24 protein-coding genes are annotated in these 26,212 nt (G+C 67.8%); 17 read left to right on the top strand and 7 right to left on the bottom strand.

What is annotated here, in order from left to right; translation table 11 throughout:
- Positions 1–4 precede the first annotated feature (4 nt).
- The gene (gene glnT / locus ACZY1G_RS12475; RefSeq protein ID WP_463822539.1) at positions 5–1,387 is read right to left on the bottom strand and encodes a type III glutamate--ammonia ligase; all 1,383 of its coding nucleotides are present in this window, start codon (positions 1,385–1,387) and stop codon (positions 5–7) included.
- A gap of 277 nt (positions 1,388–1,664) precedes the next feature.
- On the opposite strand from glnT, the gene ACZY1G_RS12480 reads away from it, so the two are divergent.
- Entirely contained in the window at positions 1,665–2,162 is a 498-nt protein-coding gene (locus ACZY1G_RS12480) for a GAF domain-containing protein (protein ID WP_463814622.1), read from the top strand.
- Between the two features lie 41 nt (positions 2,163–2,203).
- On the opposite strand, the gene ACZY1G_RS12485 is transcribed toward ACZY1G_RS12480, so the two are convergent.
- Together ACZY1G_RS12485 and ACZY1G_RS12490 are read right to left on the bottom strand one after the other, a co-directional pair.
- Positions 2,204–3,106 (bottom strand): alpha/beta fold hydrolase, encoded by a 903-nt coding sequence (locus ACZY1G_RS12485; RefSeq protein ID WP_463814623.1) that lies wholly within the window; start codon positions 3,104–3,106, stop codon positions 2,204–2,206.
- A 681-nt stretch (positions 3,107–3,787) separates the two neighbouring features.
- On the bottom strand, positions 3,788–4,702 hold the full coding sequence (locus ACZY1G_RS12490; protein WP_463814624.1) for an MBL fold metallo-hydrolase: 915 nt from the start codon (positions 4,700–4,702) through the stop codon (positions 3,788–3,790).
- Positions 4,703–4,965: 263 nt separating this feature from the next.
- On the opposite strand from ACZY1G_RS12490, the gene ACZY1G_RS12495 reads away from it, so the two are divergent.
- The 6 genes from ACZY1G_RS12495 (at position 4,966) to ACZY1G_RS12520 (ending at position 11,642) form a co-directional block, all read left to right on the top strand.
- Positions 4,966–5,721, top strand: coding sequence for an SDR family oxidoreductase (locus tag ACZY1G_RS12495; RefSeq protein WP_463814626.1), 756 nt, complete (start codon positions 4,966–4,968; stop codon positions 5,719–5,721).
- Between the two features lie 260 nt (positions 5,722–5,981).
- Positions 5,982–8,774, top strand: a complete 2,793-nt coding sequence (locus tag ACZY1G_RS12500) for a helix-turn-helix transcriptional regulator (RefSeq protein WP_463814887.1) — start codon at positions 5,982–5,984, stop codon at positions 8,772–8,774.
- A 172-nt stretch (positions 8,775–8,946) separates the two neighbouring features.
- On the top strand, positions 8,947–9,519 hold the full coding sequence (locus tag ACZY1G_RS12505; protein ID WP_463814627.1) for a sigma-70 family RNA polymerase sigma factor: 573 nt from the start codon (positions 8,947–8,949) through the stop codon (positions 9,517–9,519).
- A 14-nt stretch (positions 9,520–9,533) separates the two neighbouring features.
- On the top strand, positions 9,534–9,956 hold the full coding sequence (locus ACZY1G_RS12510; RefSeq protein ID WP_463822540.1) for a cupin domain-containing protein: 423 nt from the start codon (positions 9,534–9,536) through the stop codon (positions 9,954–9,956).
- An 8-nt stretch (positions 9,957–9,964) separates the two neighbouring features.
- Positions 9,965–10,900, top strand: a complete 936-nt coding sequence (locus ACZY1G_RS12515) for a hypothetical protein (RefSeq protein WP_463814629.1) — start codon at positions 9,965–9,967, stop codon at positions 10,898–10,900.
- A 28-nt stretch (positions 10,901–10,928) separates the two neighbouring features.
- Positions 10,929–11,642 (top strand): SDR family NAD(P)-dependent oxidoreductase, encoded by a 714-nt coding sequence (locus ACZY1G_RS12520; RefSeq protein WP_463814630.1) that lies wholly within the window; start codon positions 10,929–10,931, stop codon positions 11,640–11,642.
- A gap of 286 nt (positions 11,643–11,928) precedes the next feature.
- Here ACZY1G_RS12520 and ACZY1G_RS12525 read toward each other — a convergent pair whose 3' ends face one another.
- Positions 11,929–12,330 (bottom strand): GlcG/HbpS family heme-binding protein, encoded by a 402-nt coding sequence (locus ACZY1G_RS12525; protein WP_463814631.1) that lies wholly within the window; start codon positions 12,328–12,330, stop codon positions 11,929–11,931.
- A gap of 67 nt (positions 12,331–12,397) precedes the next feature.
- Here ACZY1G_RS12525 and ACZY1G_RS12530 point away from each other — a divergent pair, with 67 nt between their 5' ends.
- The 8 genes from ACZY1G_RS12530 to ACZY1G_RS12565 all read left to right on the top strand — a co-directional run bounded on the left by ACZY1G_RS12530 (position 12,398) and on the right by ACZY1G_RS12565 (position 21,211).
- Positions 12,398–12,970: a TetR/AcrR family transcriptional regulator gene (locus ACZY1G_RS12530; RefSeq protein ID WP_463814632.1), complete on the top strand. Its 573-nt coding sequence runs from the start codon at positions 12,398–12,400 to the stop codon at positions 12,968–12,970.
- An 88-nt stretch (positions 12,971–13,058) separates the two neighbouring features.
- Positions 13,059–15,554 carry a SpoIIE family protein phosphatase gene (locus tag ACZY1G_RS12535; RefSeq protein WP_463814633.1) on the top strand — a complete coding sequence of 832 codons (2,496 nt, stop codon included), beginning with the start codon at positions 13,059–13,061 and terminating at the stop codon, positions 15,552–15,554.
- Positions 15,554–15,871: an STAS domain-containing protein gene (locus ACZY1G_RS12540; RefSeq protein ID WP_463814634.1), complete on the top strand. Its 318-nt coding sequence runs from the start codon at positions 15,554–15,556 to the stop codon at positions 15,869–15,871. The genes ACZY1G_RS12535 and ACZY1G_RS12540 overlap by 1 nt, the downstream gene beginning before the upstream one ends.
- A gap of 44 nt (positions 15,872–15,915) precedes the next feature.
- Positions 15,916–17,238, top strand: coding sequence for a serine hydrolase domain-containing protein (locus ACZY1G_RS12545; RefSeq protein ID WP_463814635.1), 1,323 nt, complete (start codon positions 15,916–15,918; stop codon positions 17,236–17,238).
- Between the two features lie 73 nt (positions 17,239–17,311).
- Positions 17,312–18,304 (top strand): Acg family FMN-binding oxidoreductase, encoded by a 993-nt coding sequence (locus ACZY1G_RS12550; protein WP_463814888.1) that lies wholly within the window; start codon positions 17,312–17,314, stop codon positions 18,302–18,304.
- A 20-nt stretch (positions 18,305–18,324) separates the two neighbouring features.
- Positions 18,325–18,912, top strand: coding sequence for an Rv1733c family protein (locus ACZY1G_RS12555; protein ID WP_463814636.1), 588 nt, complete (start codon positions 18,325–18,327; stop codon positions 18,910–18,912).
- Positions 18,913–19,054: 142 nt separating this feature from the next.
- Positions 19,055–19,483, top strand: a complete 429-nt coding sequence (locus ACZY1G_RS12560; protein ID WP_463822541.1) for a pyridoxamine 5'-phosphate oxidase family protein — start codon at positions 19,055–19,057, stop codon at positions 19,481–19,483.
- A 12-nt stretch (positions 19,484–19,495) separates the two neighbouring features.
- Complete coding sequence (locus tag ACZY1G_RS12565) at positions 19,496–21,211, top strand: sensor histidine kinase (RefSeq protein ID WP_463814638.1); 1,716 nt, start codon at positions 19,496–19,498, stop codon at positions 21,209–21,211.
- Here the strand turns inward: ACZY1G_RS12565 and ACZY1G_RS12570 are convergent, their stop codons facing one another.
- From ACZY1G_RS12570 to ACZY1G_RS12580, 3 genes are all read right to left on the bottom strand, one after another.
- Positions 21,212–22,237 (bottom strand): alcohol dehydrogenase catalytic domain-containing protein, encoded by a 1,026-nt coding sequence (locus ACZY1G_RS12570; protein WP_463822542.1) that lies wholly within the window; start codon positions 22,235–22,237, stop codon positions 21,212–21,214.
- 1 nt (position 22,238) lies between these two features.
- Positions 22,239–24,188, bottom strand: a complete 1,950-nt coding sequence (locus ACZY1G_RS12575) for a flavin-containing monooxygenase (RefSeq protein WP_463822543.1) — start codon at positions 24,186–24,188, stop codon at positions 22,239–22,241.
- Positions 24,189–24,272: 84 nt separating this feature from the next.
- Positions 24,273–25,334 carry a sensor domain-containing diguanylate cyclase gene (locus ACZY1G_RS12580; protein ID WP_463814641.1) on the bottom strand — a complete coding sequence of 354 codons (1,062 nt, stop codon included), beginning with the start codon at positions 25,332–25,334 and terminating at the stop codon, positions 24,273–24,275.
- 238 nt (positions 25,335–25,572) lie between these two features.
- Here ACZY1G_RS12580 and ACZY1G_RS12585 point away from each other — a divergent pair, with 238 nt between their 5' ends.
- Both ACZY1G_RS12585 and ACZY1G_RS12590 read left to right on the top strand, forming a co-directional pair.
- Positions 25,573–25,812, top strand: a complete 240-nt coding sequence (locus ACZY1G_RS12585) for a CDGP domain-containing protein (protein ID WP_463814642.1) — start codon at positions 25,573–25,575, stop codon at positions 25,810–25,812.
- 40 nt (positions 25,813–25,852) lie between these two features.
- The gene (locus ACZY1G_RS12590) at positions 25,853–26,206 is read left to right on the top strand and encodes a Fe-S protein (RefSeq protein ID WP_463822544.1); all 354 of its coding nucleotides are present in this window, start codon (positions 25,853–25,855) and stop codon (positions 26,204–26,206) included.
- Positions 26,207–26,212: the final 6 nt, after the last annotated feature.

The raw sequence follows: 26,212 nt of genomic DNA on the forward strand, positions 1-26,212 counted from the left end.
GGGCTCACCAGAACCTCAGGTAGCGGTCGGTCTCCCACGCTGATACGTGGGCGGTGAAGGAATTCCACTCCGCCTTCTTCTCGGCGATGTAGGAGTCGAACATCGCCGAGCCGAACACGGTGCGAACCAACGGATCCGCCTCGAGCGCATCGATCGCCTCGCCCAGCGAGCGAGGGAGCCAGCCGATCTGCCGGGCGGCCAACTCCTCCTCGGACAGGCTGTAGAGGTTGTCGCGGTTGGGTTCTCCGGGGTCCAGGCCCTCGCGAATCCCCTCCAGACCAGCCGCCAACATCAGCGCGGCACCGAGGTAGGGATTGCTCGCGCTGTCGGCGGCACGGCACTCGACGCGTCCACCGCCCCTGGGGATTCGCAGCATGTTGGTGCGGTTGTTGTCGCCGTAGCAGGCGAAAATCGGCGCCCAGGTCAACCCGGACATGCTGCCCTGCTTGACCAACCGCTTGTAACTGTTGACCGTCGGGGCGACCACCGCGCAGATCGCCGACGCGTGGCGCAGGACCCCGGCGGTGAACTGATAGCCCAGCTCGGACAGGCCACACCCGCGCGCGTCGTCGTTGTCGGCGAACAGGTTTCGACCGTCGCTGTCGGCCAGCGACATGTTGTAGTGCGCTCCGCTGCCCGTGCGGTCGGCGAAGGGCTTCGGCATCCATGACGCGAACAGCCCGTGCTTGCGGGCTATCTCGCCGACCATCATGCGGAAGAACACCAGCCGGTCGGACATCGTGACCGCGTCGGTGTAGGTGAAGTCGGTCTCGAACTGACCGTTGCCGTCCTCGTGATCGAATGAGTAGACGTCCCAGCCCAGGTCGTTCATCGCCGACACGATCTCGTCGACCACCGCGTAGTTGTGCAGCAGCCCACGCAGGTCGTAGCACGGCTTGTCCAGGTTGTCGTCGGCACTGGCCGGTGCCGGTGTACCCGTGGCATCGCTCAGGAGGAAGAACTCGGTTTCGATACCCAGGTTGAACGTGTAGCCCAGCGCGGCCGCCTCGGCGGTGACTCGCTTGAGAATGCCTCTGCTGCAGGCTTCGAAGGGGGTGTCACCGATGTGGAGGTCGCCGGGAAACCACGCCACCTCCCGGTTGAACGGCGCGATGATCGCCCCACCGAGGTCGGGGTGCGGGGCGACTTCGTCGTCGTTGACGTCCTGCGGCACCCCGTCCAGGGCGGCGCCGGTGAACATCTCCGATCCACGCGCCGCCTGCCCGAGGTGCCCGAGCGGCACCATCTTGGCCTTCGGCTTGCCATGCATGTCGACGAAGCTGATCGCGGCGTACTTCACGCCCGCGGCGGTCAGCCGTTCGGCAACCTCGGCGACGTCGGATGGGGTCTCGACATGCGGCGACCCTCCGTTCAGAGTCGCGGTCATGTCGTGCTCCTATCCTGTCGATGCGAGATCGACTGTGCTGCGTTGAGACCTGGAAGACGTTAAGCGCGCTGTATTGCTGCTCTGTTTCGCGCCAGTAAATGAGCCATTGAAACTCGACGGACAGTCCGGGTCGGTAACGGCGCCTGTGAACTGAATAGATACACATTTTGTCGATAAGATATCGAAACTCGCTGCGCCGGCGGACTGAATCAGTCGTCATCGGCTTTGGGTGAGCGGAAGGGTTGCGGTCGGCTCCGGCCGCGGTAAGAGTGGTGACATGTCCGATGCACAGCCCCACGCGACAGACACCACCGAGGGGCTCGCTCCCTTGGCCGGCCACCTCGAGAAGGTCGCAGAGCTTCTTGGCGTGAAGTCGGTTCTGGTGATGCGTTCCGAGGCCGACTCGATGGTGGTTGCCGCCACCGCGGGCGAAGCCACCCAGCACTACACCGTCGGCGCGGCCGGAAAAAAGGCGCTGGACGACGCCTCGCGGGTGCCGCTGTATTGCGAGCGGGTCGTCGACGGCGACCACGCCGTGTTCGTTCGCGATTCCCGCGACGACGCCACCTTCGCGGGTAACGAAGACGAAGTGGAGTTCGGGCTGCACAACTATCTCGGCGTGCCGGTGCACGATAGTGCGGGCCGTGTCGTCGGAACGGTCTGCGTGCTCGACGACAACTCGCGTGACTACACCGACGAGGAACGCGAGCAGCTCTCGGAGTTAGCAGGAGCGGTCGAGCAGGTCGTCCAGAAGGACGACAGCGCCCTCACCTGAGGGGCCGAACAACTCGCGTGGCGACGAGCGCCCCACAAGTTTCAGCTTCTGGGGCTGGTCACGAAGCCCAGCCACCCGGCTACGGTGAGTACCGCATCCGCGAAGTCAGCGGGACGCTCTTGGGGCAGATTGTGGCCGCTGTCGACAATTCGATGTTCGTGGCGGCCCGAGAACATCGGTGCATGATCCGCTGTCCCTCCCGGTTTGAGAGGGTCGTGTATTCCGTCCAGCGTGACAGTGGGTACTGGGATGATCGGTCGGCGCGCCAGCGCCTCACGGACGGACGTGTAGCGGGGATCTCCCTCTGCCGTGCCGAAGTTGTGGCGATAGGCGTGCACCACCACGTCGACGAAGTCCGGATTCTCGAGTGATGTCGCGGTGGCCTCGTACACCGCCTCGTCGAAGCGCCACGTCGGCGACCATTGCCGCCACAGCATCTTGCACATCTCGTGACGATGCGCGGACAGGCTCTCGCGACCTCGGGATGTCTGGAACACGTGCTGGTACCACGCCACATGTTCCACCGATGGGGGAAACCCGTGCTGTTGTCGCTCGTCGATCACGTCGTAACCCGCCATCGACACAAGCCCCGAGACCAGGTCGGGCCACACCGCGGCGATGCCGCAGCACGCAAGTCCGCCCCAGTCGTATCCGGCCACGATCGGGCGGACCATTCCGAGCGTGCCGATCAGTTGGCGGAGATCATCGGCCAGCGCCGCCTGTTCGCCGGACCGGACGGCGTCGGAGGTCATGAAGCGGGTCGGCCCGAAGCCACGCGCGAAGGGCCGTATCACCCGGGCGCCCTCACGAACCAGCCGAGGCGTCACATCGTCGAAAGCGCGGACGTCATAAGGAAATCCGTGACACAGCACCACTGGCCAACCGTCGACGTCGCCGTCTTCCAGATAGCCGATCCGGAGGGTCTCGGTCTGTGCGTACCCCACCGGGGAACCCTACATTGGTTCCGGCAAGCGAGGGGCTTCGCCGCCGCTGACGACATACCGCTCGTTGGGCCGACCCAGCGCTGGCCCGGCCTACCAGCGGATGGTGCAGCTTCTTGGTTCCGGGAGAGCGCGCCCAGCGATTCCCGACCGCGCCCCACCCGGCCGGTGTCCTCGACGGGTGACGATCCAGCTGCGTGTTCGACTGGCGCACGGGCGGGGGAGTAGTCAGGAAGTCGAGCCTGAAGGCACGGGTGCGTCGTGTCGTATCAAACCTTGTCGTTGAAGGTCGCTCCAGACGGCAATCGGGACCTGGGAGTTGGCGGCCCGGAAGTCGTTGTCCTGCACATCTTCGATCTGTGAACTCGCTGTGCCACATCGGGACGAGCCTGTCCGCAGTTATGGTGCGCGGTGCCAGTCGCTCCAGCCGCGAGGATTCACCGATGACGCCTTGTTCACGCAGCTCGATCAGTGTGCGGGCGGAGCCGCTGATGGCTTGTTCGAAGACGGCGGGGTTGATTGTCGCCTGTGCCTTGTTCGATGAGGCAGCCGGACCGCTTCGGCACGGGCAGCGGCCGTAGCGATGTCTTCAGCCCGTCTGCGCCAGCTGCTCTTCGTTGCCGAACCAGTCGATGAATCGGCCCCCGGAGAAAACTCCGGGGGCCACTGTCGGCTCCTTCTTTCTCAGTAGTCCCAGACGGTTGGCACGAAGCGGAACGCATTGCCTGCGAACGCCACTCGGCAGAGCGAAGGAAACGACAGGTGGGTGGCCACCAGCGACTCGCCGCTCGCCGCCAGTTCGCGAAGGAGCCGGAGCCGCACGCGAGCTGCTTCTTCCGGGTCGTGCTCGAAGCCGTTTTGCCAGTCCGGGTTTTCGAATCCAGGTTGGAATACCGCGTCGCCGGCGAACGTCAGTCGGTCGGCACCCGACTGCAGACGTACGATGCTGTGTCCCGGTGTGTGACCGCCGGTGCGGCAGACGACTACCCCGGGTGCCACCTCGTACTCGGTTTCGAAAGGCTGCAACTGATTTCGGTAGACGTCCAGGAAGCGGGACGCAGTCGATCGCAGTACCTCGGGGATGGGCGCCGGCATCACGGTGCGCGAGAAGTCGGGCGACTCCCAGAACTCTGCTTCCGCGGCCGCGAGGTGAATTCGGAGCTCCGGGTTGAGGCGGCCCCTGAGTCCGTCGGCGAGCAGGCCACCGATGTGGTCCATGTGGAGGTGGGTGAGCACCACGTCGGTCACCGAGGCGGGCGGGATGCCGGCAGCCTCCAGGCGGATGGCTAGCTGCCCGGCCCGAGGGAAGTCCGGAAACTCCAGTCCGATACCGGAATCGATGAGAATGGTGCGGTCCCCGCTACGCACTACCGCCACGTTCAAAGGCCAGTCGACGATGTCGGGTGGTAGAAACATGTCCCGCAGCCACGCCTCGAACTCGGCGGTGTCAGCATTGGTCGCCAGCGTTGAAGCGGTGATCGGCAGCACCCCGTCGCTGATCACCACCACGTCGAGATCCCCGACGCGCAGCGCGTAGCGCGACGGGACCAACTCATCGCGCGCTGATTGGCCCGGACGTGCAATGTCTTGCAAGCTCATAACATTCTCCTCTTGGTGAAATGACTCTCCGGCCGGTGGAACGCATCGCAACGGCCGGAGTCATCCAGCGACAGCGAGACGGACGACGTCACGGAGATGCAGCTCGCCGGTACTACATCTCCCAGCAGGTCTCGCTGTCACCGATCTCGACGCCTGGCATCCAGCATCACCGGCGATGAGAAGCCGAGTGTCACGGGATGATTCGGCGCGTTGTCATCCGTTCTGGCGGTCGAGAGATCGTGACCGCAGAAAGGACCATCATCATGAGGATCATCGTCATCGGGGGCACCGGCCGTATCGGCGCGAAGGTCGTGCGTCAATTGGGCGATCGCGGCCACGACGCCGTGCCGGTCGCACCGAGCACCGGGGTCGACGTATTCACCGGCGCAGGTCTGACCGACGCACTCGTCGGGGCAGACGTGGTGGTCGATGTCTCGAATTCACCTCGCCTGGACGACTCGGCCATCGACTTCTTCTCCAAGACGACCGCCAACGTGATGGCCGCCGAGGCCGGCGCAGGAGTCGCTCACCATGTCGCGTTGTCGGTCGTCGGCACGGACCGGCTTGCCCCGCACAGCGCTTACTTCCATGCAAAGCTGATCCAAGAGCAACTCATCGCCGACAGCGGTATCCCCTACACGATCGTGCATGCCACTCAGTTCTTCGAGTTCGTCGGCACCATCGCTGACTCGGCGACCGAGGGCGACACTGTCCGGCTGCCTCCCGCGCTGTTCCAGCCGATGGCTGCGGTCGACGTCGCCGAAGCGGTCACCGTCGCCGCGGCCGGCAGCCCGCACAACGGCATTGTCGAGGTCGGCGGGCCCGAGCGGTTCGGCCTCGACGAGCTGATCCGCATCGCGCTGACCGCGCGCGGCGATGCCCGTCGCGTTGTCACCGATCCGTCGGCGCCGTACTGGGGTATCGCGGTGGGTGAGCGCACCCTCGTGCCTGCTGACGACGCCACCCGCTCTGGCACCCGGTTCGCCGACTGGATCCTCGAAAACGCCGCGACGGCCTAGGCGGGGTCGAGAGGCCGATTGCGTTGTAGCCCATCAGGTATCAACGCGCGACATCGAGGCCAGGCGGCCGTGGTGTTCGGCGACAGGGACTGACCGTGTCGGGCACCCCGCCTCGCAGTTCTGCCAGGTCGAATTGCGCGAAAGGTGGGACCGCTCCCGCCCGGCGCCGCTCCGACAGACGGTCACCGTCATCTCGGCGTGACGCCCGGCACACCGGTGCCGGCGGTAAGGTTCCACCGGAGAATCACCCGGTGGAGCCTATGTCGAGCCATGGTCTGGAACAGCTGCGCGGGCGCGTCGACGAGAGCGAGGCGCTCCGCGGTCTGCTGGCGAACGCACGGTCGGGCCACGGGCAGGCGCTGGTTCTGCGGGGCGAGCCCGGTGTCGGCAAGACCGCGCTCCTGAAGTACCTCACCGAACAGGCCGCCGGCTTCCGCTGCGTGCAGGTCGCCGGCGTCGAATCCGACATGGAACTCGCCTTCGCCGGTCTGCACCAGCTCTGTGCCCCACTGCTCGACCACCTCGACCATCTGCCCGAGCCCCAACGTCAGGCCCTGACCGTCGCCTTCGGTAGAGGCGTCGGACCCGCCCCCGACCGCTTCCTCGTCGGGCTCGCTGTACTCAGCCTGCTGGCAGCGGCTGTCGGCACCCAGCCGCTGCTCTGCGTCGTCGACGACGCGCACTGGCTGGACCTCGTGTCGGTGCAGACCCTTTCGTTCGTCGCGCGACGGCTGGTCGCCGAGCCCGTCGCCCTGGTCTTCGCCGCCCGCGACACCGGCGCCGAGGTGTTGCGCGGCTTGCCCGAGCTGACGGTTGGCGGGCTGTCCGACGGCGACGCCCGCGAACTGCTCGACTCGGTCATGGTGGGCAGAATCGACCCGCGCATCCGCGACCGCATCGTCGCCGAAACCCGCGGCAACCCCCTGGCCCTCCTAGAGGTGCCCCGCACCATCTCCGCTGCCGACATCGCCGGCGGCTTCTGGGCCATGGGTTCCGGACCGTCCGTCGGACAGCTGCAGGACAGCTTCGTTCGCCGCATCAAGGCATTGCCCGCCGACACCCGGATGCTGGTGTTGACGGCGGCCGCCGAACCGGTCGGCGACGCCGCGCTGTTCCTGCGGGCGGCGGCGGGACTCGGCATCCCGATCGACGCGCTGGGCCCCGCCGAGGCCGCGGGCGTCATCACCTTCGGCCCCCGGATGCGGTTCCACCACCCGTTGATGAGGACGGCGGCTTACCGGGCGGCCGATCTCGACGACCGCCGCATTGCGCACCGGGCGCTCGCCGAGGCCACCGACCCGGGCACCGATCCAGACCGCCGCGCCTGGCACGCCGCCAACGCCTCCGCCGGCCCCGACGATGCCGTCGCCGCAGACTTGGAAGCCTCAGCCGACCGTGCCCAGGGTCGAGGCGGAATCGCGGCTGCGGCAGCGCTTTTCGAGCGGGCAGCCACATTGACGGCGGACCCTGCGCGCCGGGGCGCACGCGCGCTGGCCGCCGCCCAGGCCAAACGGGACGCGGCCGCACCCGCGGCGGCCTATGAGCTCCTCACGATCGCCGAACTCTCGCCGCTGTCCGGCCTCGAACGGGCATATGTCGCCCGATTGCGCGCCCAGATGGAATTCGTCCGCAGCCGGACCGGTGAGGCGGGCGCGCCCAAGGTGGGGGAGACGGCGCCCGCGCTGCTCGACGCGGCCCGCCGGCTCGCGGACCACGACGATGTCGCCGCTCGCGAGTCCTACCTCGAGGCGATCGCCGCGGCGATGTACGCCGGTCGGCTCGGCTCGCACGAGATGCTGGCCAACGCGGCTCAGGCTGCTCAGCACGCGGTGGCCGGCGCCACCGAACCGCCCCGGCCGGTGGACCTCCTGTTGCGCGGCTGGGCCGCCCGCATCACCGGTGAGTTGACCGCCGGCGGGGAAGCCTTGCGCGCCGGCCTCGACGCGATGCTGGAACTCGTTCGGTCTGACGAGACCCAGGTGCGGCGCTGGCTGGTCCCGGCCTTCCCGATCCTGCAGGAGACCGCCGCACACGAAGTGTGGGACGAGACGATAAAAGACGAGTTGTCGGCCGCGGTCGTCCGGGAATCGCGCCGGGTCGGCGCGTTGGCGAGTCTGCCGCGCGCGCTCTTCTACCGGGCCGGGGTCCACCTGCTCGCCGGCGAGTTCACCACGGCCACCACGTTGATCGCCGAGGCAGAATCGATCACCGCGGCGACCGACAACCGCAGACCGGTGCGCTACTACTCTCTGCTGCTCGACGCCTGGCGCGGCGATCCCGGGGAGGCGCTACCGATGTTCGCGTCGGCCACCGGATACGCCGAGGCGCGCGGAGAAGGTCGGTTGGTGGGCATGACCGGGCTGGCGGAGGCTGTGCTCTACAACGGCCTGGGCCGCTACGAAGAAGCGCTCGCCGTTGCGCGCGATGTGTGTGCGCACGAGGATTTCGGCATCTTCGGCTGGTGCCTGCTCGAACTCGTCGAGGCGGCGGCTCACACCGGCGCGAACGACGTTGGCACGTGGGCGGTCCAGCGACTGGAAGAGCGCGCAGGCGCCGCCGGCACAGATTGGGGCCGGGGTGCCTTGGCGTGGGCGCGCGCTCTGCTGGCCGAGAACTCCGACGCCGAGGCACATTTCACCGAGGCCATCGAACGGCTGTCCCGGACAAGAGTCGTGGTGCTGCTTGCCCGCGCCCACCTCGCGTTCGGCGAACGGCTGCGTCGGCTCAACCGGCGTGCCGACGCCCGCCGCGAGCTCAACGCGGCGTACGAGATGTTCACGAAGATGGGTGCCCAGGCTTTCGCGGACCGGGCACGCCGCGAACTGGTCGCCATCGGAGAGAAGGTGCGCAAGCAACCCCTCGGCACCGGTGACGAGCTGACCGCGCAGGAAGCACAGATCGCCCGCCTGGCCGCCGAAGGCATGACGAACACGGAAATCGGCGCCCAGCTGTTCATCAGCACCCACACCGTCGAATGGCACCTACGCAAGGTGTTCGTCAAGCTCGGGATCACCTCGCGGCGTCAGCTGCGGACGATGTCCTGGGCGTCATAGCACCGTCAGCTGCGCGGCGTTCCGATGCGCTCGGCCACGGAGTGGCGCCACCCACTACGGAGTTTGCGACCACGGACCACGGACTTCCAGGGGTCCCCTGACGGCTGACGGCGGCCAGTCTGAGTGCAGCGGCCCGCCCGGGCCCTCCGCACCAGGACCACCGGAGGCAACCATGACCGACGAAGAACGCGCCGTCCGCTATGCCCGCGACGTCGCGCCCCTGTTCGATGTACTGCTTCGGGGCGCGCGCCGGCTGACCCGTTGCGACGCCGACGCCGAAGACCTGCTTCAGGACGCCCTGCTGCACGGCTACGTCGGCTTCCACAATTTCACGCCCGGCACCAACCTCAGGGCATGGTTGTTCCGCATTCTCTACAACCGCTGGGTCAGCACGTACCGCAGCAAGCAATCCCGCGTCGCGGAGTCACCATTCGACACGATCACCGACGGGGACCTGACCGCCGCCGCCTCCCACGAGCCCGACGGGCTGCGCTCGGCCGAGGACGCGGTGCTCGACGTGATGCCTGACAGCGACGTCGACGTCGCCTGGCAGAGCCTGCCCGACGGCTTTCGGGCCGCGTTGTACTACGCAGACATCGAGGGTTACACCTACGCCGAGACGGCTGCCTTGATGAATGTGCCCATCGGCACCGTCATGTCTCGAGTAGCCCGCGGCCGCACGCGGTTACGCGTGGCACTGGCCCACCGCAACCAACCCGCCGTCGACCGGCAGTACGCCGCCTGAGAGAAGGAGAGACCATGTCACCGAACACCCACTACGACGCCGGCTGGGAGAACGCCCTGACCGTGCTGCAGGAAGTCCGCCCGCCGTTCATCCCGGACGGCGCCGAAGCGACGACCGTCCAGATCGCGTACCAGCCGGGCAGCAAGGGGGCGCCGCCGCACCGTCATCCCAGCGGCCCGGCCTTCGGCTACGTGCTGGAGGGCGAAATGCTCTTCGAACTCGAAGGCGAAGCGCCGCGGGTGATCGGGGCAGGCGAGGCGTTCTGGGAGCCCGGCGGTGACGTCATCCATTATTCCGACGGCAACAACCGCGACGACATGATCGTTCGCTTCGTCGTCACCATGCTGTGCGTGCCGGGCGAGCCGATGCTCGAGCTCGTCAGCGAAGAAGAGCTGCATGCGCGGCGTCATCTCCGCGTCGCTGCGACGACGGCGTAGGCAACGCCATGTCGAAAATCCTGTTGCAGACCACGATCACCGACCACCCCGACGATTGGGCCGTCTCCCGGTTCTCGCTGCTCGCCGCCGAGTTGCGTGCGGCCGGGCACGAGGTGGTGGCCCGGGACCGAGCCACGCCGGCCGGGGACGACCCGGTGCTCAGCCACCTCGACGAGTTGGGTTACCACCAGCTGTGGCTGATGGCCGTCGACACCGGCGACGGCCTCACCCCCGCGGAATGTGCGGCGATCGGGCGCTTCCGTGCAAACGGTGGCGGTGTGCTGACCGCGCGCGACCACCAAGACCTCGGCAGCTGTCTGCTCGGCCTCGGGTCGCTCGGCCTGGTCAACCGCTTCCACGACGCGAGTATCGACGAAGGCACGATGCGCGACGATGTGGACACCCCAGCGATTTCTTGGCCGAACTTCCACTCCGGCGCCAACGGCGACTACCAACCGGTGTTCGCCGGCGAGCCGGTACACGAGCTGCTGCGCACCACGCGCACCGCCAGTGGGCGCATCGAGTGGTTCCCGGCCCATCCGCACGAGGGCCTCGTGTCGGCGGACGCGCCGTTCGCCAGTGTGGTTGCGCAGGGCCGCAGTGAGACAACGAGGCGCCGGTTCAACTTGGCCGTCGTGCTGGACGGGGAGATCGCGCCCGACGGCAGGCCGCTGGCGCGCGCGGTCGCCGAGTCGACGTTTCACCACTTCGCCGACTACAACTGGGATCTCGATCGAGGGTGCCCGTCATTTGTGACCGAGCCGCCCGGCACGCAGATCGCAAGGGATCCAGCGCGGCTGGCGGTGTTCAAGGACTACGTGCGCAACGTGGCGGACTGGCTGGCGTCGGGCGAACACGTGAGCGCTGGGATTCATCGTCAGCCACATCGCTACCCGGCATGGGGACCCACCCGGGTGGCAGCCCGACGCGTCACCACGAACTAGCTGCACCACCGAATGTGAGGAACCACCAATGGAACTCGAGGGTCAGCGCGCAATGATCACCGGCGGCACCGCCGGCATCGGTCTGGCGTGCGCACAGTTGTTTGCGCGCGAGGGTGCAACGGTGACGATCTGCGGTCGCGACGCCGACCGTGGACGTCGAGCAGCGCACGGGATTGCGAACTTCATTCAGGCTGACCTGGGTGACCTACGATCGATCCACAACTTGGCGCGGCAGGCCGGCGATCAAGACATTCTGGTCAACAATGCCGCCCTCTTCCCCGGCGCCATGACCGTTGAGCAAGACGTCGAAGAACTCCGACAGACTCTCGCCGTCAATGTGCTCGGAACGTACGCTCTCACCCAGGCGGTGGTGGTCGGCATGCTGGACCGCGGTCGCGGAAGCATCGTCAACGTGACGAGTCTGGTTGCCTCTAAGGGGATTCCGGGTGCGTCGGCATACAGTGCGTCCAAAGCGGCGGTGGAATCGCTGACCCGCACCTGGGCCACCGAGTTCGCCGCACGAGGCGTCCGCGTCAACAGCGTGGCTCCCGGCCCGACCCGCACCGAAGGCGTCGCCGCGGTATGGGGCGACACGAACGAGGAATTGGGCCGCCGTCTTCCCATGGGGCGTACCGGCGCCGCCGTAGAAATCGCCGAGGCCGTGCTGTATCTCGCCTCACCGCGGTCCAGCTTCACCACTGGCGCCTTGCTGCCCGCAGATGGTGGTGGCGCGGCCGCGTGAACAGGTCCTCGCGGACCGGTTGTGCCCGGAGACCGGTCCGACCGATGACCACCAACCACGGCGAGAGCTCGTGCCGGCGCTGGGTACGTGTAAATCGGAATTCGGGTCGGGGGACAGGCTGATGACCAGGTCGGCCGCTCAGTCCGACGAACCCGGCGTCGGCGCATCGTGGCGAATCAGATTGCGCGCCTGCTGACCGGCATTGCGGGAGCCCAACCCGTAGTGGGCACGTCGAACGCCTCGAGCCGGGGCAGCTAGTCGTCGACGAGCATCTTCGCTACATCGGTCATCTCAGGCACCCCAGAGCGGCCCGTGCGCACGCATCGTCCTGCGCCGCGCTCGCGCCGCTGACCCCGACGCCGCCGACGACGACCCCGTCGACAGTCACCGGCACCCCGCCGCCGAAGATCACGAACCGCCCACCCGCGTTGGCGTGCAGACCGAACAGTTCCCCTCCGGGCGCTGCCAGACGAGCCAGCTCGGACGTGGCGATCCGGTTCGCGACGGCGGTGAACGCCTTGTCGACCGCCAGCGTCGGCCCGGCGATCTCGGCGCCGTCCATCCGGCCGAACGCGATGAGATGTCCGCCCGCATCCACCACCGCGGCCGAGACCAGGACGGCGTGCCGCTCGGCTTCGGCGTGGGCGGCAGCAACCATGCGCAGGGCCGTCGCCAGTTCGATCGTCATGGGAGAGAACATACTGCGCACCAGATCACTAGCGTCGCTACGTCAGCTAGTGGTGGTACCGTGCGCCATGGGCATCGAAGATCGCCGGTCACGCGAACGCGAGGCCCGGCGGCAGCTGATCGTCAGCACCGCCCGTGCGCTCGCCGAGGCCGAGGGCTGGGATGCCGTCACCACACGTCGGCTGTCTCACGAGATCGAATACAGCCAGCCGGTCCTCTACAAGCACTTCCACGGAATGGACCAGATCGCCGAGGCCGTCGCCATCGAAGGCTTCGGTGAACTCACCCACACACTCACAGCCGCCAGAGAAACAGCCACCGGTGCACGCGACGCGCTGACCGGAATCGCGCAGGGCTACCTCGCCTTCGCCCGCGCCCATCCGGCGCTCTACGACGCGATGTTCACCCGTGCCACGACCTTGCGTTTCGCCGCGCAGGGCACTCCGCCACCACTGACGGCCGCCTTCGACGAATTACGCGGCGCCGTCGCGGATGTGGCCGACGGGCGCGATCCCGACGACCTCACCGAGGTGTTCTGGGCGGCGCTGCACGGGCTGGCCGTGCTCGACCGCGCGGGCAGGATCCGCCCCGGCCGGGAGAAGGAACGCATCACCCTCCTCGTCGACCGGACGTGCACCTGATGCTGGCAAACCCGTGTCCTGGTGTTTCCTGGCCCCTCGTGTGGGTACGGTTTGTCGCGATGACGTCGCAGTTCAGGGGCACTGACCGATGAGCACCAGGAGGGAGCTCGTCGCCGCACGTGACGAGGCGACCCAGCTGGTGCGTGTCATCGTCGGTATCGGGTCTGACCTCGACCTCGGCGTCACGCTGCGGCGGATCGTCAGCGCTGCGGTCGAACTCAGCGGGGCGCGCTACGGGGTGCTCGAAATTCGCGAAAGCGACGGCAGGACGCCTGCGTTCGTCTGCGAGGGATTCGACGGAAACGCTCACCCGGATGTGCTCCGGCGGCTCACGCTGGTGACGGTCGGAGACGGACTGCGGCTCGACGACCTGTCCCGACAGAATCGCTACCTGGATCTCCGTATCTCCACCCAGCCACCCAGCGCATTGCTCGCTGTGCCGATCACTGTGCGGGACAAGCACTTCGGCACGCTGTACCTGCTGCACGACGAGCCGGGGCGAACCTTCTCCGACCTGCAGGACATTGCGGTGCGGGCGATGGCCACCGCCGCGGCATCGGCCATCGACAACGCGCGGCTCTTCGAGCGGGAACGCGAAGCGGCGAAGTGGACCAAGGCCAGCCGAGAGATCACCACCGCGCTGCTGTCCGGCGATCCACAGACCGGCCCGCTGCAGTTGATCGTCGATCTCGCCCTGGAGCTCGCCGACGCCGAACAGGCCATCCTGCTGGTGCCCAGCGAACCGGATCTGCCGGCCGATCACGTGGCCACGCTCGTCGTCGCCGCCACCGCGGGCCGGTACGCGGACGAGGTGATCGGCCGTCAGGTGCCGATGGACGGCTCCACCACCGGCGGTGTCGCGCGGCGCGGCCTGCCGATGATCACCGACTCCTTCCAGTATCCGATCGAGGGATTCACCGACGCGGGGGAGCGGTCGGCCATCGTGATGCCGTTGATCGCCGATGACACGGTGCTCGGCGTGATCGCAGTCGCCCGCCGACCGCTGCAACCTCCTTTCGGCAACGACTATCTCGAGCTGGTCAGCGATTTCGCGCGCCACGCCGCCCTCGCCCTCGCTCTCGCCGCGGGCCGGGAGCACGCTCTCAATCGCGAACTCGCACAGGCGGAAACGGTCGACGACGCGCTCCGGGCGGCCGTCGACGAGCTGCGCAGGCTGTGGCGGGCGCGGCAGGTCATGGCGGTGACGTTCGCCGACAGCGGTGCCGAACCCCGGGTGGTCACCTGTACCGATCCGACGCGGTGGTCAGACCTGACGACCGAGGTGCAGGACCAGGTCCGCGTCATCCGTGGCGGTGAGCTTCTCACCCCCGTGATGCCGGCACCCGGCGTGGCAGCAGTGGCCATCCAGCATCCCGACGGGGTGCTCGCGGTGCGGATCGAGCTGTCCGGGACACGGGCTTTCACGCTGGAGGACCAGACCCTGTTGACGGTGCTGGCCGGCCGGTTGAGTCAGGGTTTGCATCGCGTGCACCAGGTGGACCAGCAGCGCGAAACCGCGCTTGCACTCCAGCACGCGATCCTCGGTCCGGCCCATCTGCCCCAGGGTTTCGCGGTCCGTTATCAGGCAGCGAGCCGACCTCTGCAGGTCGGCGGGGACTGGTACGACGTCGTCGACCTCGACGACGGGCGCGTCGCACTGATCGTCGGTGACTGCGTGGGCCACGGGCTGATCGCAGCCACCATCATGGGTCAGGTTCGAAGTGCCTGCCGCGCGCTGCTTTTCGACAATCCGAGCCCGGCCGCGGCGCTGTCGAGGCTGGACCTGTTCGCGGCGCGTCTTCCCGGCGCGCAGTGCACCACCGCCGTGTGCGCGATCCTCGACACCGTCACCGGTGAACTGGTGTACTCCAGCGCCGGTCACCCTCCGCCGGCTCTGGTGCACGCCGACGGCTCCGTCGAATTGCTCGACGATGGACACACGATCGCGCTCGGGCTCCGCGTCGGCCGTCCGCGTCCAGAAGCGCGGATTGCCGTGCCCGCCGGTGCGACACTGATGCTCTACACCGACGGCCTCGTCGAGCGACGAGGAAAACTGTTGGAAGACGGTATTTTTCGGGCCCTCGACGTGGTCAGCGAGCACCGCGACACACCGCTCGACGAGGTGGTCGACGCCGTCATGACAGGGCTGGCCCCGGCCGGGGGTTATCAGGACGATGTCGTCCTGCTTCTCTACCGTCCTACCGCCCCGTTGGAGCTGACCTTCCCTGCCCAGGTCGACCAGTTGGCACCCGCCCGTACAGCGTTGCGGGACTGGCTGAATCGCGTGGGTGTCGATCCCAATCAGGTCATCGACATCCTCGTCGCCACCGGTGAAGCGGTGGCCAACGCCATCGAACACGGCCACCGGGATCGCCAAACCGGGACGGTCGACCTGCAGGCGACGGCCGTCGCCGGCCGGATCCGGGTCACGATCACCGACACCGGTGACTGGAAGATCCCCGACGCCGAGCCGGACCCGGTGCGCGGTCGCGGGGTGGCACTGATGCGCCTGCTGATGGACGACATCACGGTCGACCACAGCGAAGACGGGACCACCGTTCAACTCTCCGCGAGGATTCTCTGATGCCCACCCAGCTCTCGTTCGACCTCACGGCCCGCGAGGGCCGCCTCCGCCTGGTCGCGACGGGGGAGATCGACCTCAGCAACATCGCCGCCTTCCGACAGGCGCTGACCGATGCCGCCGCGGAGGCGACGCGCTCCGGTGCGCCGCTGACCGTCGATCTCTCCGGCGTGCAGTACCTCGACAGCGCCGCGATCAACGCGTTGTACGGCGCGGCCGAAGACATCGCCGTCCTCGTCGCCCCACCGCTGCTGATGACGACGTTGCGGGTCAGCGGCCTCGCGGAGGTCATCGACGTCACCGCCGATCCGGTGACCTGACCACGCGCCTTGCTTGGGCGCACGGGCATTGGCACTCTCGGTAGGTGCCCTCCCGCGTCCCGACCGCCGCTGCGCGCATCGCAGCCGTCGCAGCCGTCGTGGTCGGCACGCTGGCGGTCGACGTCGACGGTCCCTACGCACACGCCGCGCCCGCCTACGGGTACACGGCCCCGTCGACGCCCGATGTGCCCGCCGTCTCGGCGCTGATGGCCTCGGCGATCGCCGCCCGTCACCTGCCCGGCGCTGTCGTGATGGTCGGCCATCGCGGCCAGACCGCGCTGCTGCGCGCGTACGGGGTGCGCAAACCGGCGGGCGAACCGAACCTCGACGGCGTCGCGACCCCCGCCGAGCCGATGACCGTGGACACCGTGTTCGACGTGGCGTCGCTGACGAAGGTTCTCGCCACGGCCACGGCGGTCATGCAGTTGTACGAGCAGGGGAGGGTGCGCCTCGACGATCCCGTGCAGACGTATCTGCCGGCTTTCAACCCCGCGCACGAGCCCGGTCGAACGGCGGTCACCGTGCGGACCCTGCTCACGCACACCTCGGGTCTGCCCGGCGATGTGAACCTCGACGACCCGTGGGGACTGGTCCACACGGACCGGGCCGAAGGTATGCGGCGGGCGCTCACCGCGCCGCTGGAGATGCCTCCCGGGGCGATGTTTCGGTACTCCGACATCAACTTCGAGCTGCTCGGCGCGCTCATCGAGGCGGTGAGCGGTGAGCCGGAGAACGTCTATGTGCGGCGCAACATCTTCGCCCCGCTGGGGATGACCGACACGCGCTATCTGCCCTCGACCGGACCCGTGGCGCGCAACCGGGCCCTGCTCAGCAGGGTCGCCCCGACGCGGCTCGACACCGAAGGCCGTCCGTGGACCAATCCCCACTTCGGTTCGGTGATGCGCGGCGTCGTCGACGACCCGACATCGCGTCGGATGGGTGGGGTGGCCGGCCATGCCGGCGTGTTCTCCACAGCGGCTGACATCGGGCTCTTCGCCCAGGCGTTGCTGGACCGACTTGCCGGGCGTCCCAGTGCTTTTCCGCTCCGGCAGGCAACGCTGCAGACCATGACTGCGCCGAATCGGCCCAGTGGACCGGGACCTGTCCACGCGGTGCGTGGACTCGGGTGGGACATCGACACCGGATATTCCGGATCGCGCGGAACCCTTTTTCCTGTCGGCAGTTTCGGGCACACCGGCTTCACCGGGACCTCACTGTGGATCGACCCCGCGTCGGACACCTACGTGGTGGTCCTGTCCAACGCCGTGCACACGCCCGGCAGCCCGCCGATCGCCCGGCTGGCCGGTGCAGTGGCCACTGCGGCCGCCCGTGCGTTGGGCATCGGACCCCCGCCTGCGGGTCTTTAGACCCTCTCGCTCCGTGGTCGCGGCCGTCATCCTGAATGCAGATGGCGGTCAAGACCTGTTGGAGCGGACGACGATGACCTCGCAATTCCCCAGTACCGGCACCGTGCGGTGGGCGCTTGCGCAGGCCGTGCAGGCTCCGTCGGTCCACAATTCGCAGCCGTGGCTCTGGCAGGTAGGCGACCGCAGTGTCGAGCTGTACGCAAATCCCGAACTGGCCCTCACACATACCGATCCCGACTCCCGTGACCTGATCCTCAGTTGCGGCGCCGCGCTGAACCACGTGCAGGTCGCCTTCGCCGCGGTGGGCTGGCAGACCCAGATCCGCAGGATTCCCGACGATTCGAAGCCCGATCACCTCGCCACTGTCGAGCTGCACCGGTATCGGCCCGTCGATGCGGACATCGCGCTGGCAGCCGCCATTCCCCGGCGCCGCACCGACCGACGCAACTACAGCAGCCAGGTGGTGCCCGGCGCCGTGATCGCGATGATGGGTGCGCGGGCCGCCCGAGCCGGTGTCATGCTCCGTCAGTTCGACGAGCTGACCACTCTCAAACGTCGCGTCATGGACGCTGAGGGGCGACACCACAGCGATCCTGACTATGTGGTCGAAATGACCACCTGGAGTGGTCGATACGGTTCCATCGCCGGCGTGCCCGCCCGCAGCACACCTCGCTCCGACCCGCGTGCCGCGATTCCCTCTCGTACATTCGCCGGGGCAGCACTGCAGCAACCGGCTGCTGCCGAACCCGAACAGGACAATTCCGCAGTGATCGCGCTGGGCACCGTCGCCGATGACCGGTTGTCCCAACTGCGCGCCGGCGAGGCGACCAGTCTGGTGCTCCTCACCGCGACCGCGGCAGGACTCGCGAGCTGTCTGATCACCGGCCCGCTGGAGTTCCCCGACATCCGGGCCGCAGTGGCTGTAGACGTCTTCGGATCGAGCGGCTACGCACAGATGTTGATGCGCGTCGGGTGGGCACCGGTCAACGCCGATGCGCTTCCCAGGACGCCGCGCCGGCCGCTGAACCAGGTCGTGACGTGGCTCGGTCGCGAGCGCGCCGGATAAGCGGGATACGCGGAGTCAACATGCACACCGTCGCGACCGGTTTCGGCGTCTGGATGAGGCGTCTGGCGGGTCAGCACCCGCTGGTGCGGTTCAGCGACCGCATCGAGGCGGTGGGCCTTGCCCTCGTCATCGTCGTTGCATTGCTGGCGCTTGCGCCCGCGGATTCTGTGAAAGTTTCTGTACAAGATATGTTTTCGCAGTCGTTTGCCGTGCAGCGCGCTGAGCGGCGGCCCGTCGAGGCGACGGTCACGGGCGACAGCCGGGTGACGGCGCAGGTGTACGACAACTCCTACCTCTCACCGATCCGATGGCAGTTCGACGGCGTCACGCACACCGATGAGGTGCGCACGACGAGGATGGCCGCCGGCGATCACCTCACGATCTGGGTCGACTCTGCGGGAGATCGTCGGGCGGCACCGCTGACCGACCGGGACGCAGCCGTGCAGGCAGTGATCGCAGCAGTCGCGGTGTGGTTCACGATTGTCGGTGCCGCGGTCGGTGGATGGGCGGTCCTGCGGATGCGACTCGACCGACGCCGCCATGCCGACTGGGACCGTGATCTGCGCCGTCTGACCGACAACGGCGGCCGCACCAACAACACCGCATGACCGCGACGATGCCGCGGCACGGCCGCCACATCCATGCCGGTCATGGTGGACCGCGTCGCGGCCGTGGACGAGGGCTCGCGGTCACACGTTTGGGTGACTTTGGACCGCATAGGGCGGGGCCGCTGCGGAGCTAGGGTCAGCTATGTCTCACACGACCGCGCCGGTGTCGGTGCTCGCAGCGTCGGAATGCTGGGATCGTCTGGCGAGCGTCTCGCTCGGACGGCTGGTCACCAGTGTCGACGGCGAACCATCGATCTTCCCGGTCAATTTCGCGGTGCAGAACCGGACGATCCTGTTCCGCACCGCCGACGGCACCAAGTTGGTGAGCGCCGCGATCAACAGCACGGTGCTGTTCGAGGCCGACGATCACACCGCCACTGATGGGTGGAGCGTGATCGTCAAGGGGAGCGCCCGGTCCCTGCACACCGACGAGCAGATCGCCGAAGCCGAGGTCGCGAACCTACGTCCTTGGACGGAACCAGAGAAATCTCACTACATGCGGATCAGGCCGCTCAGCGTGACGGGCAGGCAGTTCGTCTTCGAACAGTCTGGTCTTCATGGCAATCAGTGACACTATGGTGACGTGAGTTCTGCGGGCGGCGCGAAGGACGACCCGGGCACGCGGCCGCTCCGCGACACCCTCTCGCAACTTCGCCTGCGGGAACTCCTGACCGAAGTTCAGGACCGTGTCGAGCAGATCGTCGAGGGTCGCGACCGGCTCGACGGCCTGGTCGAGGCGATGCTCGTGGTCACCTCCGGACTGGAACTCGACGAGACGCTGAGGACGATCGTGCACACGGCGATCGACCTCGTCGACGCCCGTTTCGGGGCGATCGGGGTGCGCGGTGACGACCATGAGTTGCTCGAATTCATCTACGAGGGCATCGACGAAGAGGCCCGCGAGCTGATCGGCCACCTCCCGGAGGGGCGGGGGGTGCTCGGAGTGCTGCTCGACGATCCCAAACCCATCCGGTTGGACAACATTTCGCACCATGCAGCGTCGGTGGGATTCCCTGCGAACCATCCGCCGATGCGCACGTTTCTCGGTGTCCCGGTGCGCATCCGAGATGAGGTGTTCGGCAACCTCTACCTCACGGAGAAGGCGGACGGGCAACCGTTCAGCGAGGACGACGAGGTGCTGGTTCAGGCGCTCGCAGCGGCGGCAGGCATCGCGATCGACAACGCCCGCCTCTACGAGCAGTCCAAGATCCGCCAGTCATGGATCGAAGCCACCCGCGACATCGGCACCGAGCTGTTGTCCGGCACCGATCCGGCAGCGGTCTTCCGGCTCATGGCCGAGGAATCCCGTTCGCTCAGCGGTGCCGTGGCGTCGATCGTCGCAGTGCGGGCCGACCTCGACGAGCCGGTCGGCGACGTCGACGAGCTCATCGTCGCCGCCACCTCCGGGTCCGGACCGGGGACCGACATGCAGTCGATCCCCGTGTCGGGCACCGACGTCGGCGCGGTGTTCGTCGAGCAGCGTCCCGGTAGGTTCGACGTGCTGGAATTGGCTCCCGGCTGTGTCGCCGACGGGCCTGCGCTGGTCGTGCCGCTGCGTGCCACCGACACGGTCGCCGGCGTTCTGATTGCGTTGCGGCCGAACGGTTGTCGCGCGTTCAACGCCGGTGAGCTCGACATGTTGGCCGCGTTCGTGGACCAGGCGGCGTTGGCGTGGCAGCTGGCTACCACGCAGCGCAGGCTGCGCGAACTCGACGTCCTCTCCGACCGTGACCGCATCGCCCGCGATCTGCACGATCATGTGATCCAGCGCCTGTTCGCAGTCGGGTTGGCGCTGCAGGGCACGATTCCGCGGGCTCGCACCGCCGAGGTGCAGCAGCGTCTCACCGAATCCGTCGACGATCTGCAGCAGGTGATCCAGGAGATCCGCACCGCGATCTTCGACCTGCACGGCGGCCAGTCGGGTGTCACCCGCCTGCGGCAGCGTCTCGACGAGGCGATCGCCCAGTTCGCGACATCGAAAATCCGGACCACCGTGCAGTATTCGGGACCGTTGTCGGTGGTCGACGCGGGCCTCGCCGACCACGCCGAGGCCGTGGTCCGGGAAGCGGTCAGCAATTCCGTCCGGCATGCCGATGCCACCTCGCTGGCGATCACCGTCCACGTCAACGACGAATTGATCATCGAGGTCGTCGACAACGGCCGCGGCATCAGCGGTTCGGTCACCGGGTCCGGGTTGACCAACCTCGAACAGCGGGCGGTGGATGCAGGCGGATCGTTGACGATCGAGCCCGCCGACGGTGGCGGTACGCGGCTCAGATGGGCTGTGCCGCTTCGCTAGTCAGGGTGTCATCTGAATCTTGATGTGCCCCGCTGACCTCGACATCGCGGCCGCGTAGCCGTCGACGGCGTCGGCCAGCGGCAGGGTGGCGGTGAAGATGCCGCTGACGTCGAGACGGCCGGCACGAAGCAGCGGGATCAGCTCAGGCCACGTCTGCTGCACCGGCGCCGTGGTCCATCGGACCGTCAGACTGCGCAGCAGGCCCATCAGAGCCGGAAACGGGTACGGCTGTAGATCGTGCACACCCACCACCGACACCGTGCCGCCGACCCGGACGGAGGCGATCGCGTCGTCGAGTGTGGTGTCGGTGCCGACCGCGTCGATCACCGCGTCCGCGCCGAGACCGTTCGTCGCCTCCATGACGGTGGCCGCGGCAGGCGGCGGTGCCGGGGTGGCGCCGGCCAGCGCCGCCTTCTCCCGCCGATCCTGGACCGGATCGACGACGAAAACTGTTGCTGCACCCAGGAACAACGCGCTACGCGCGGCGCACTGGCCGACGGAGCCCGCGCCGATGACCGCGACCGTGCCGCCGACGGGGATGTCCGCGCGTTTGGCCGCTGCCCACCCGGTGGCGAGATTGTCGGTGAGAAGCAGCGCCGCCTCGGTGTCGATGCCGTCGGGGATGCTCAGCAGCTGGAAATCGGCGGCGGGGACGGCCATCAGCTCGGCCTGCGCGCCACCGAGCACGCCGGAACCGAAAATCTGCGGGCCGGAAACGCAGCGCACCGGATCGGAGGTCGCGCATCCCGCGCAGCGGCCGCAGCCCGCCACCGACGACACCAGCACCCGGTCTCCGACTGCGACACCTCGGACCTCTGCACCGATCTCGCGCACGACGCCGACCGCCTCGTGGCCGACGGACACCGGCTCGGCCATCGGGTAATGACCCTCCAGGAAATGCAGATCCGAGCCGCAGATCGCCGTCGCCGTGACCTCGACGACGGCCCCGTCGGGTCCGGGTAGCACCGGATCGGGACGCTCCTCGACGCGCACCGTGCCACCGGGGTCGACGACCACCGCGCGCACCTCAGGCCGCCCCGTCGTCGTGGCTGGAGCCGTCGAAGCGGAAGTGCGTGAAGTCGGGTTCTGCCACCGCATCGTGGTATTCGCAGAGGCGCCAAGGACTCACGGTGTGGATCTCCCCGCTGCTGGTCTTGAAGTACGAGTGCTCGACCGCAGGGTGCGCCCACACCGTCGCGGTGATTCGCTCCTGGGTACGTCGGTGCCACTCCCGAGTGGGGCCGGGCAGCGGCTCCATGGCGCGCACACCCTGATCGATGAGACGGGCGAGGCAGGCGTTGATGTAACGCATCTGCAGTTCCGAGTGCATGATCAGGCTGCCACCGTGCGCCAGATGTGTTCCCGGCCCGTAGGTCATGAAGAAGTTCGGGAAGCCGGGCACCGTGATGCCGAGGTAGGCGTGCGGTCGCTGGCCCCACACGTCGTGCAGATCAGCTCCGCCGCGGCCGGTCACCGTCATCGGCGCCAGGAGATCGGTGGCGCGAAAACCCGTGGCGTACACGATCACATCGGCGTCGTAGACCGTGCCGTCCGTCGCCACGACACCGTCGGGGGTGACCTCCTGCAGCGGCGTGCGGACCAGTGTGACGTTCGGCCGTTTCAGCGTGGCGAGCCAGCTTCCGTTGTCCTGCAGGGTCCGTTTCGCGGTCGCCGGATAGTCGGGCAGGACCCGGGCCAGCAGATCCCCGTCGTCGCCGACCTGTGAGGTGATCCACTCGGTGAACATCAGGCGCGCCAACGCGTTGATCTCACTGACCGCGTGCTGCTGGTCGGGATAGGAGGGGTCGACGCGAGCAGCATCGAGGCCCTTGTCGGCGCCGGGCCAGAACAGGAGAAAGCGGTACCAGCGAGCGTAGCCGGGCAGGTTTTCCAGCGCCCACCGCGCGCCGTCGGGTACTGGTTCGTGGTACATGGGGTTGGGGAACATCCACTGCGCGGTGCGCTGGAAGACGGTCAGCTGGGCCACCGTGTCGGCGATCGCGGGTGCGATCTGGAAACCGCTGGCGCCGGCGCCCACGAGGGCGACCCGACGTCCCGTCAGGTCGACGTCGTGGTCCCAGTGCGCCGAGTGAAAAGATGGTCCTGCGAACGTGTCTCGGCCGGGCAGGTCCGGCAGGGCCGGGCGGTTGAGCTGACCGACCGCGGTGATCACGGCATCGGCGGTCAGGGTCCGGGTGTCCTCGCCGGTGCGTACCTCGACATGCCACGTCGCCGTCTCGTCGTCCCAGCGCGCCGAGAGCACCTCGGTGTTCCAGCGCACGTGCTCGCGCAGGCCGTGGCGGTCCATCACGTCGGTGAAGTAGGCGGCCAGTTCGGGTTGCTCGGCGAAGAAGTGCTGCCAGTGATTGCTCGGTTCGAAGCTGTAGCAGTACAGATGATTGGCGACGTCCACCCGCGCACCGGGATAGCTGTTCTCCCACCACGTTCCACCAGGGCCGGCGTTCTTCTCGATGATCTCGAACGCAATTCCCGCCTGCTGCAGTCGAATCCCGGCCAGGATGCCGGATTCACCGCACCCGATCACGAGCACCCGCCGGCCCGCCGCACGATCGGGGTCCACGGGTGGGGGGCGGCGCGGATCGGTGCCCTCGAGATCGAGCTCTTCGAGGACCAGCGGAATGTTGGCGTCGTCGACCGGTTCGCAGGCGGCCCAGTCGAGCATCTCCCTGACCAGGTCCGCAGGCAGCGGCGGCAGGGGCGGACAGCCTTGGTCGCGGTAGTCGACGATGACGGGTAGCGCCGCGGCCCGGGCGCGGGCCTTGTCCTCCTCGCTCATGAAGCCCTGGATCTCGTTGAGGAACAGACCCGCCTGGGCGAAGTCACGGATGAAGGCCGGATCCCCGCTCAGATGCACCATCGACAGCAGGAGCGCCGGGATGCTGACGTCTGCAAGGGCCGCGGCGATGTCGTCGGTCGAGGTGTCGAACCGCCGGGCTGCGTGCACCGTCCGTGTCACTGGACCTCCCGATCGCCATATCGCAACGTTGCGTAGCGTATCTGTCCGCACAGCGGGTGCGCAATGACGCCGTGGCGGACGTGGTCAGGCAGGGGACAGCGGTTTGCTCTTCTTGTCGTCGTACATCAGCTGGTCGGCCTGAGCGAGCAGTTCGTCCAGCCCGCTGACATTCGTCGGGGGGACCTCCAGGATGCCGATGCTCGCCGCCAGCCGGTAGGGCCGCTCGGCAGCCTGGAAATTGTCCAGGGCCTCGCTCAACCGTTGCTTCAGCATTGCGCCGTCGCCGCCGTAATCGACGAGGAGCGCGCAGAATTCATCGCCGCCGAGGCGCGCCACGATGTCCGACGGCCGGACCGCTGCACGCAGAACCGCGGCCACGTCGGCGATCAGCTGGTCCCCGACGTCGTGGCCTGCCTCGTCGTTGACCCGTTTCAGGCCGTCCACGTCGAGAAAGGCCAGTAGGCATCGACGTCCGCGACTGCGCGCGATCCGCAGGGCCTCCTCGGCCAACAGGTGGAAACCGCGCCTGTTCGCCAGGCCGGTCAGATCGTCGGTGCGGGAGAGGCGGTGGATCTCCTCGTTGGCCAGTTCCAGCGCGGCGGTGCGTTCGCGGACCCGCTCTTCCAGTCCCTCGCTGACGGCCACGTTCTCCATCGCGATCGATGTCGAGTCGGCCAGCGCCTGTAGCAGCGACACCTCCCGGGCCGTGGGTTCGTGCTCGTCGGCCCAGTAGTTGCCGATCGCCCCCACAGGATCGAGGGTGCGGATCGGCACCATCACCAGGCTCTTGACGAACGTGGGTCGGTAGGCCGCATGGGGAACCCGGGGGTCGTCGTAGATGTCGGGTATCACCGCCGGGGCCCGATTCAGCATCGCCCATCCGCTGATGCAGATCTCCATCGGGAAACGGCTGCCCTTCCACAGGGGGGCGATCGCATCCTCGTCGGCGTAATAGCACTTGCCGTTGTCCCGCAGCACGAAGGTGGCTCCGTCGCAGCCGGTGAGCTCACGGGCTGCGGTACGCACGATCACCTGGATCTCTGCGAGGCTGCGCGCGAGCGAGAGCTCCTGAACGGCCTGCAGGAGGCGGGAGAGACCTCGGGTGTGATCGGAATCGGGCGCCACGGACACGTTCGGAATCTCCATGCGAACCTCCGCTTGGTGTCGCCGTTTCCATTCCCCGGTGGGCAGACGATACACCGGGCCGAGTTAGCTGGACGTCAGAATCGCGGGACGAGGCGAAAGATCACGTGACGTAAATCGCCTGCGCAGAGGTGGGTAACGGGCGCACAATCGGTGTCGTCATGTGCCGGAGGTCGGGCGCATGGGTCTCTTCCTCCGGCAGGTCCGCGTCGACGCGCGGAACTGGAGAAGGGGGAACGACATGACGAAGAAGTGGATGATCGCGGGGGCGGCGCTGGCACTGGCGGGGGCCGGTCTGGCAACCTCGGGCACCGCGACGGCGCAACCGTGCAGCAATGCGGTGGTGTTCGGAAACGGCGGTGGCCGTTGCGATTCCCTGCCCGGCCCGGACGGTACCTTCCAGCGCTGCGACACGGTCTACGTGATGGGTATCGGCGGCACCAACTGCTATCAGGTGCCTGTCGGCCCGCCGCCCGCCTGATCGCCGCAGGTCTGCACGCCTGCTGTTGTAGCCTCACCGCATGGAAGTACTACGCTCCGTAGTGGTTTTGCTGCACATCGTGGGCTTTGCGGTCACCTTCGGGGCCTGGGTCGCCGAGGCGGCGGCCCGCCGCTTCACCACCACGCGGCTGATGGATTACGGCCTGCTGGTCTCGCTGCTGAGCGGACTCGCGCTGGCCGCGCCGTGGCCGGCCGGCGTCGAACTGAACTATCCGAAGATCGGCGTGAAGCTCGTCATCCTCGTCGTCCTGGGCGGAGTGCTCGGGATGGGTAACGCCCGTCAGCGGCGCACCGGCACGCCGGTGCCGCGCCCGCTGTTCCTGTCGGTGGGTGTGCTGGCGCTGACCGCTGCGGCGGTCGCCGTGGTGTGGTGACCGACG

This window comes from Mycobacterium sp. IDUB_5, assembly GCF_055419565.1.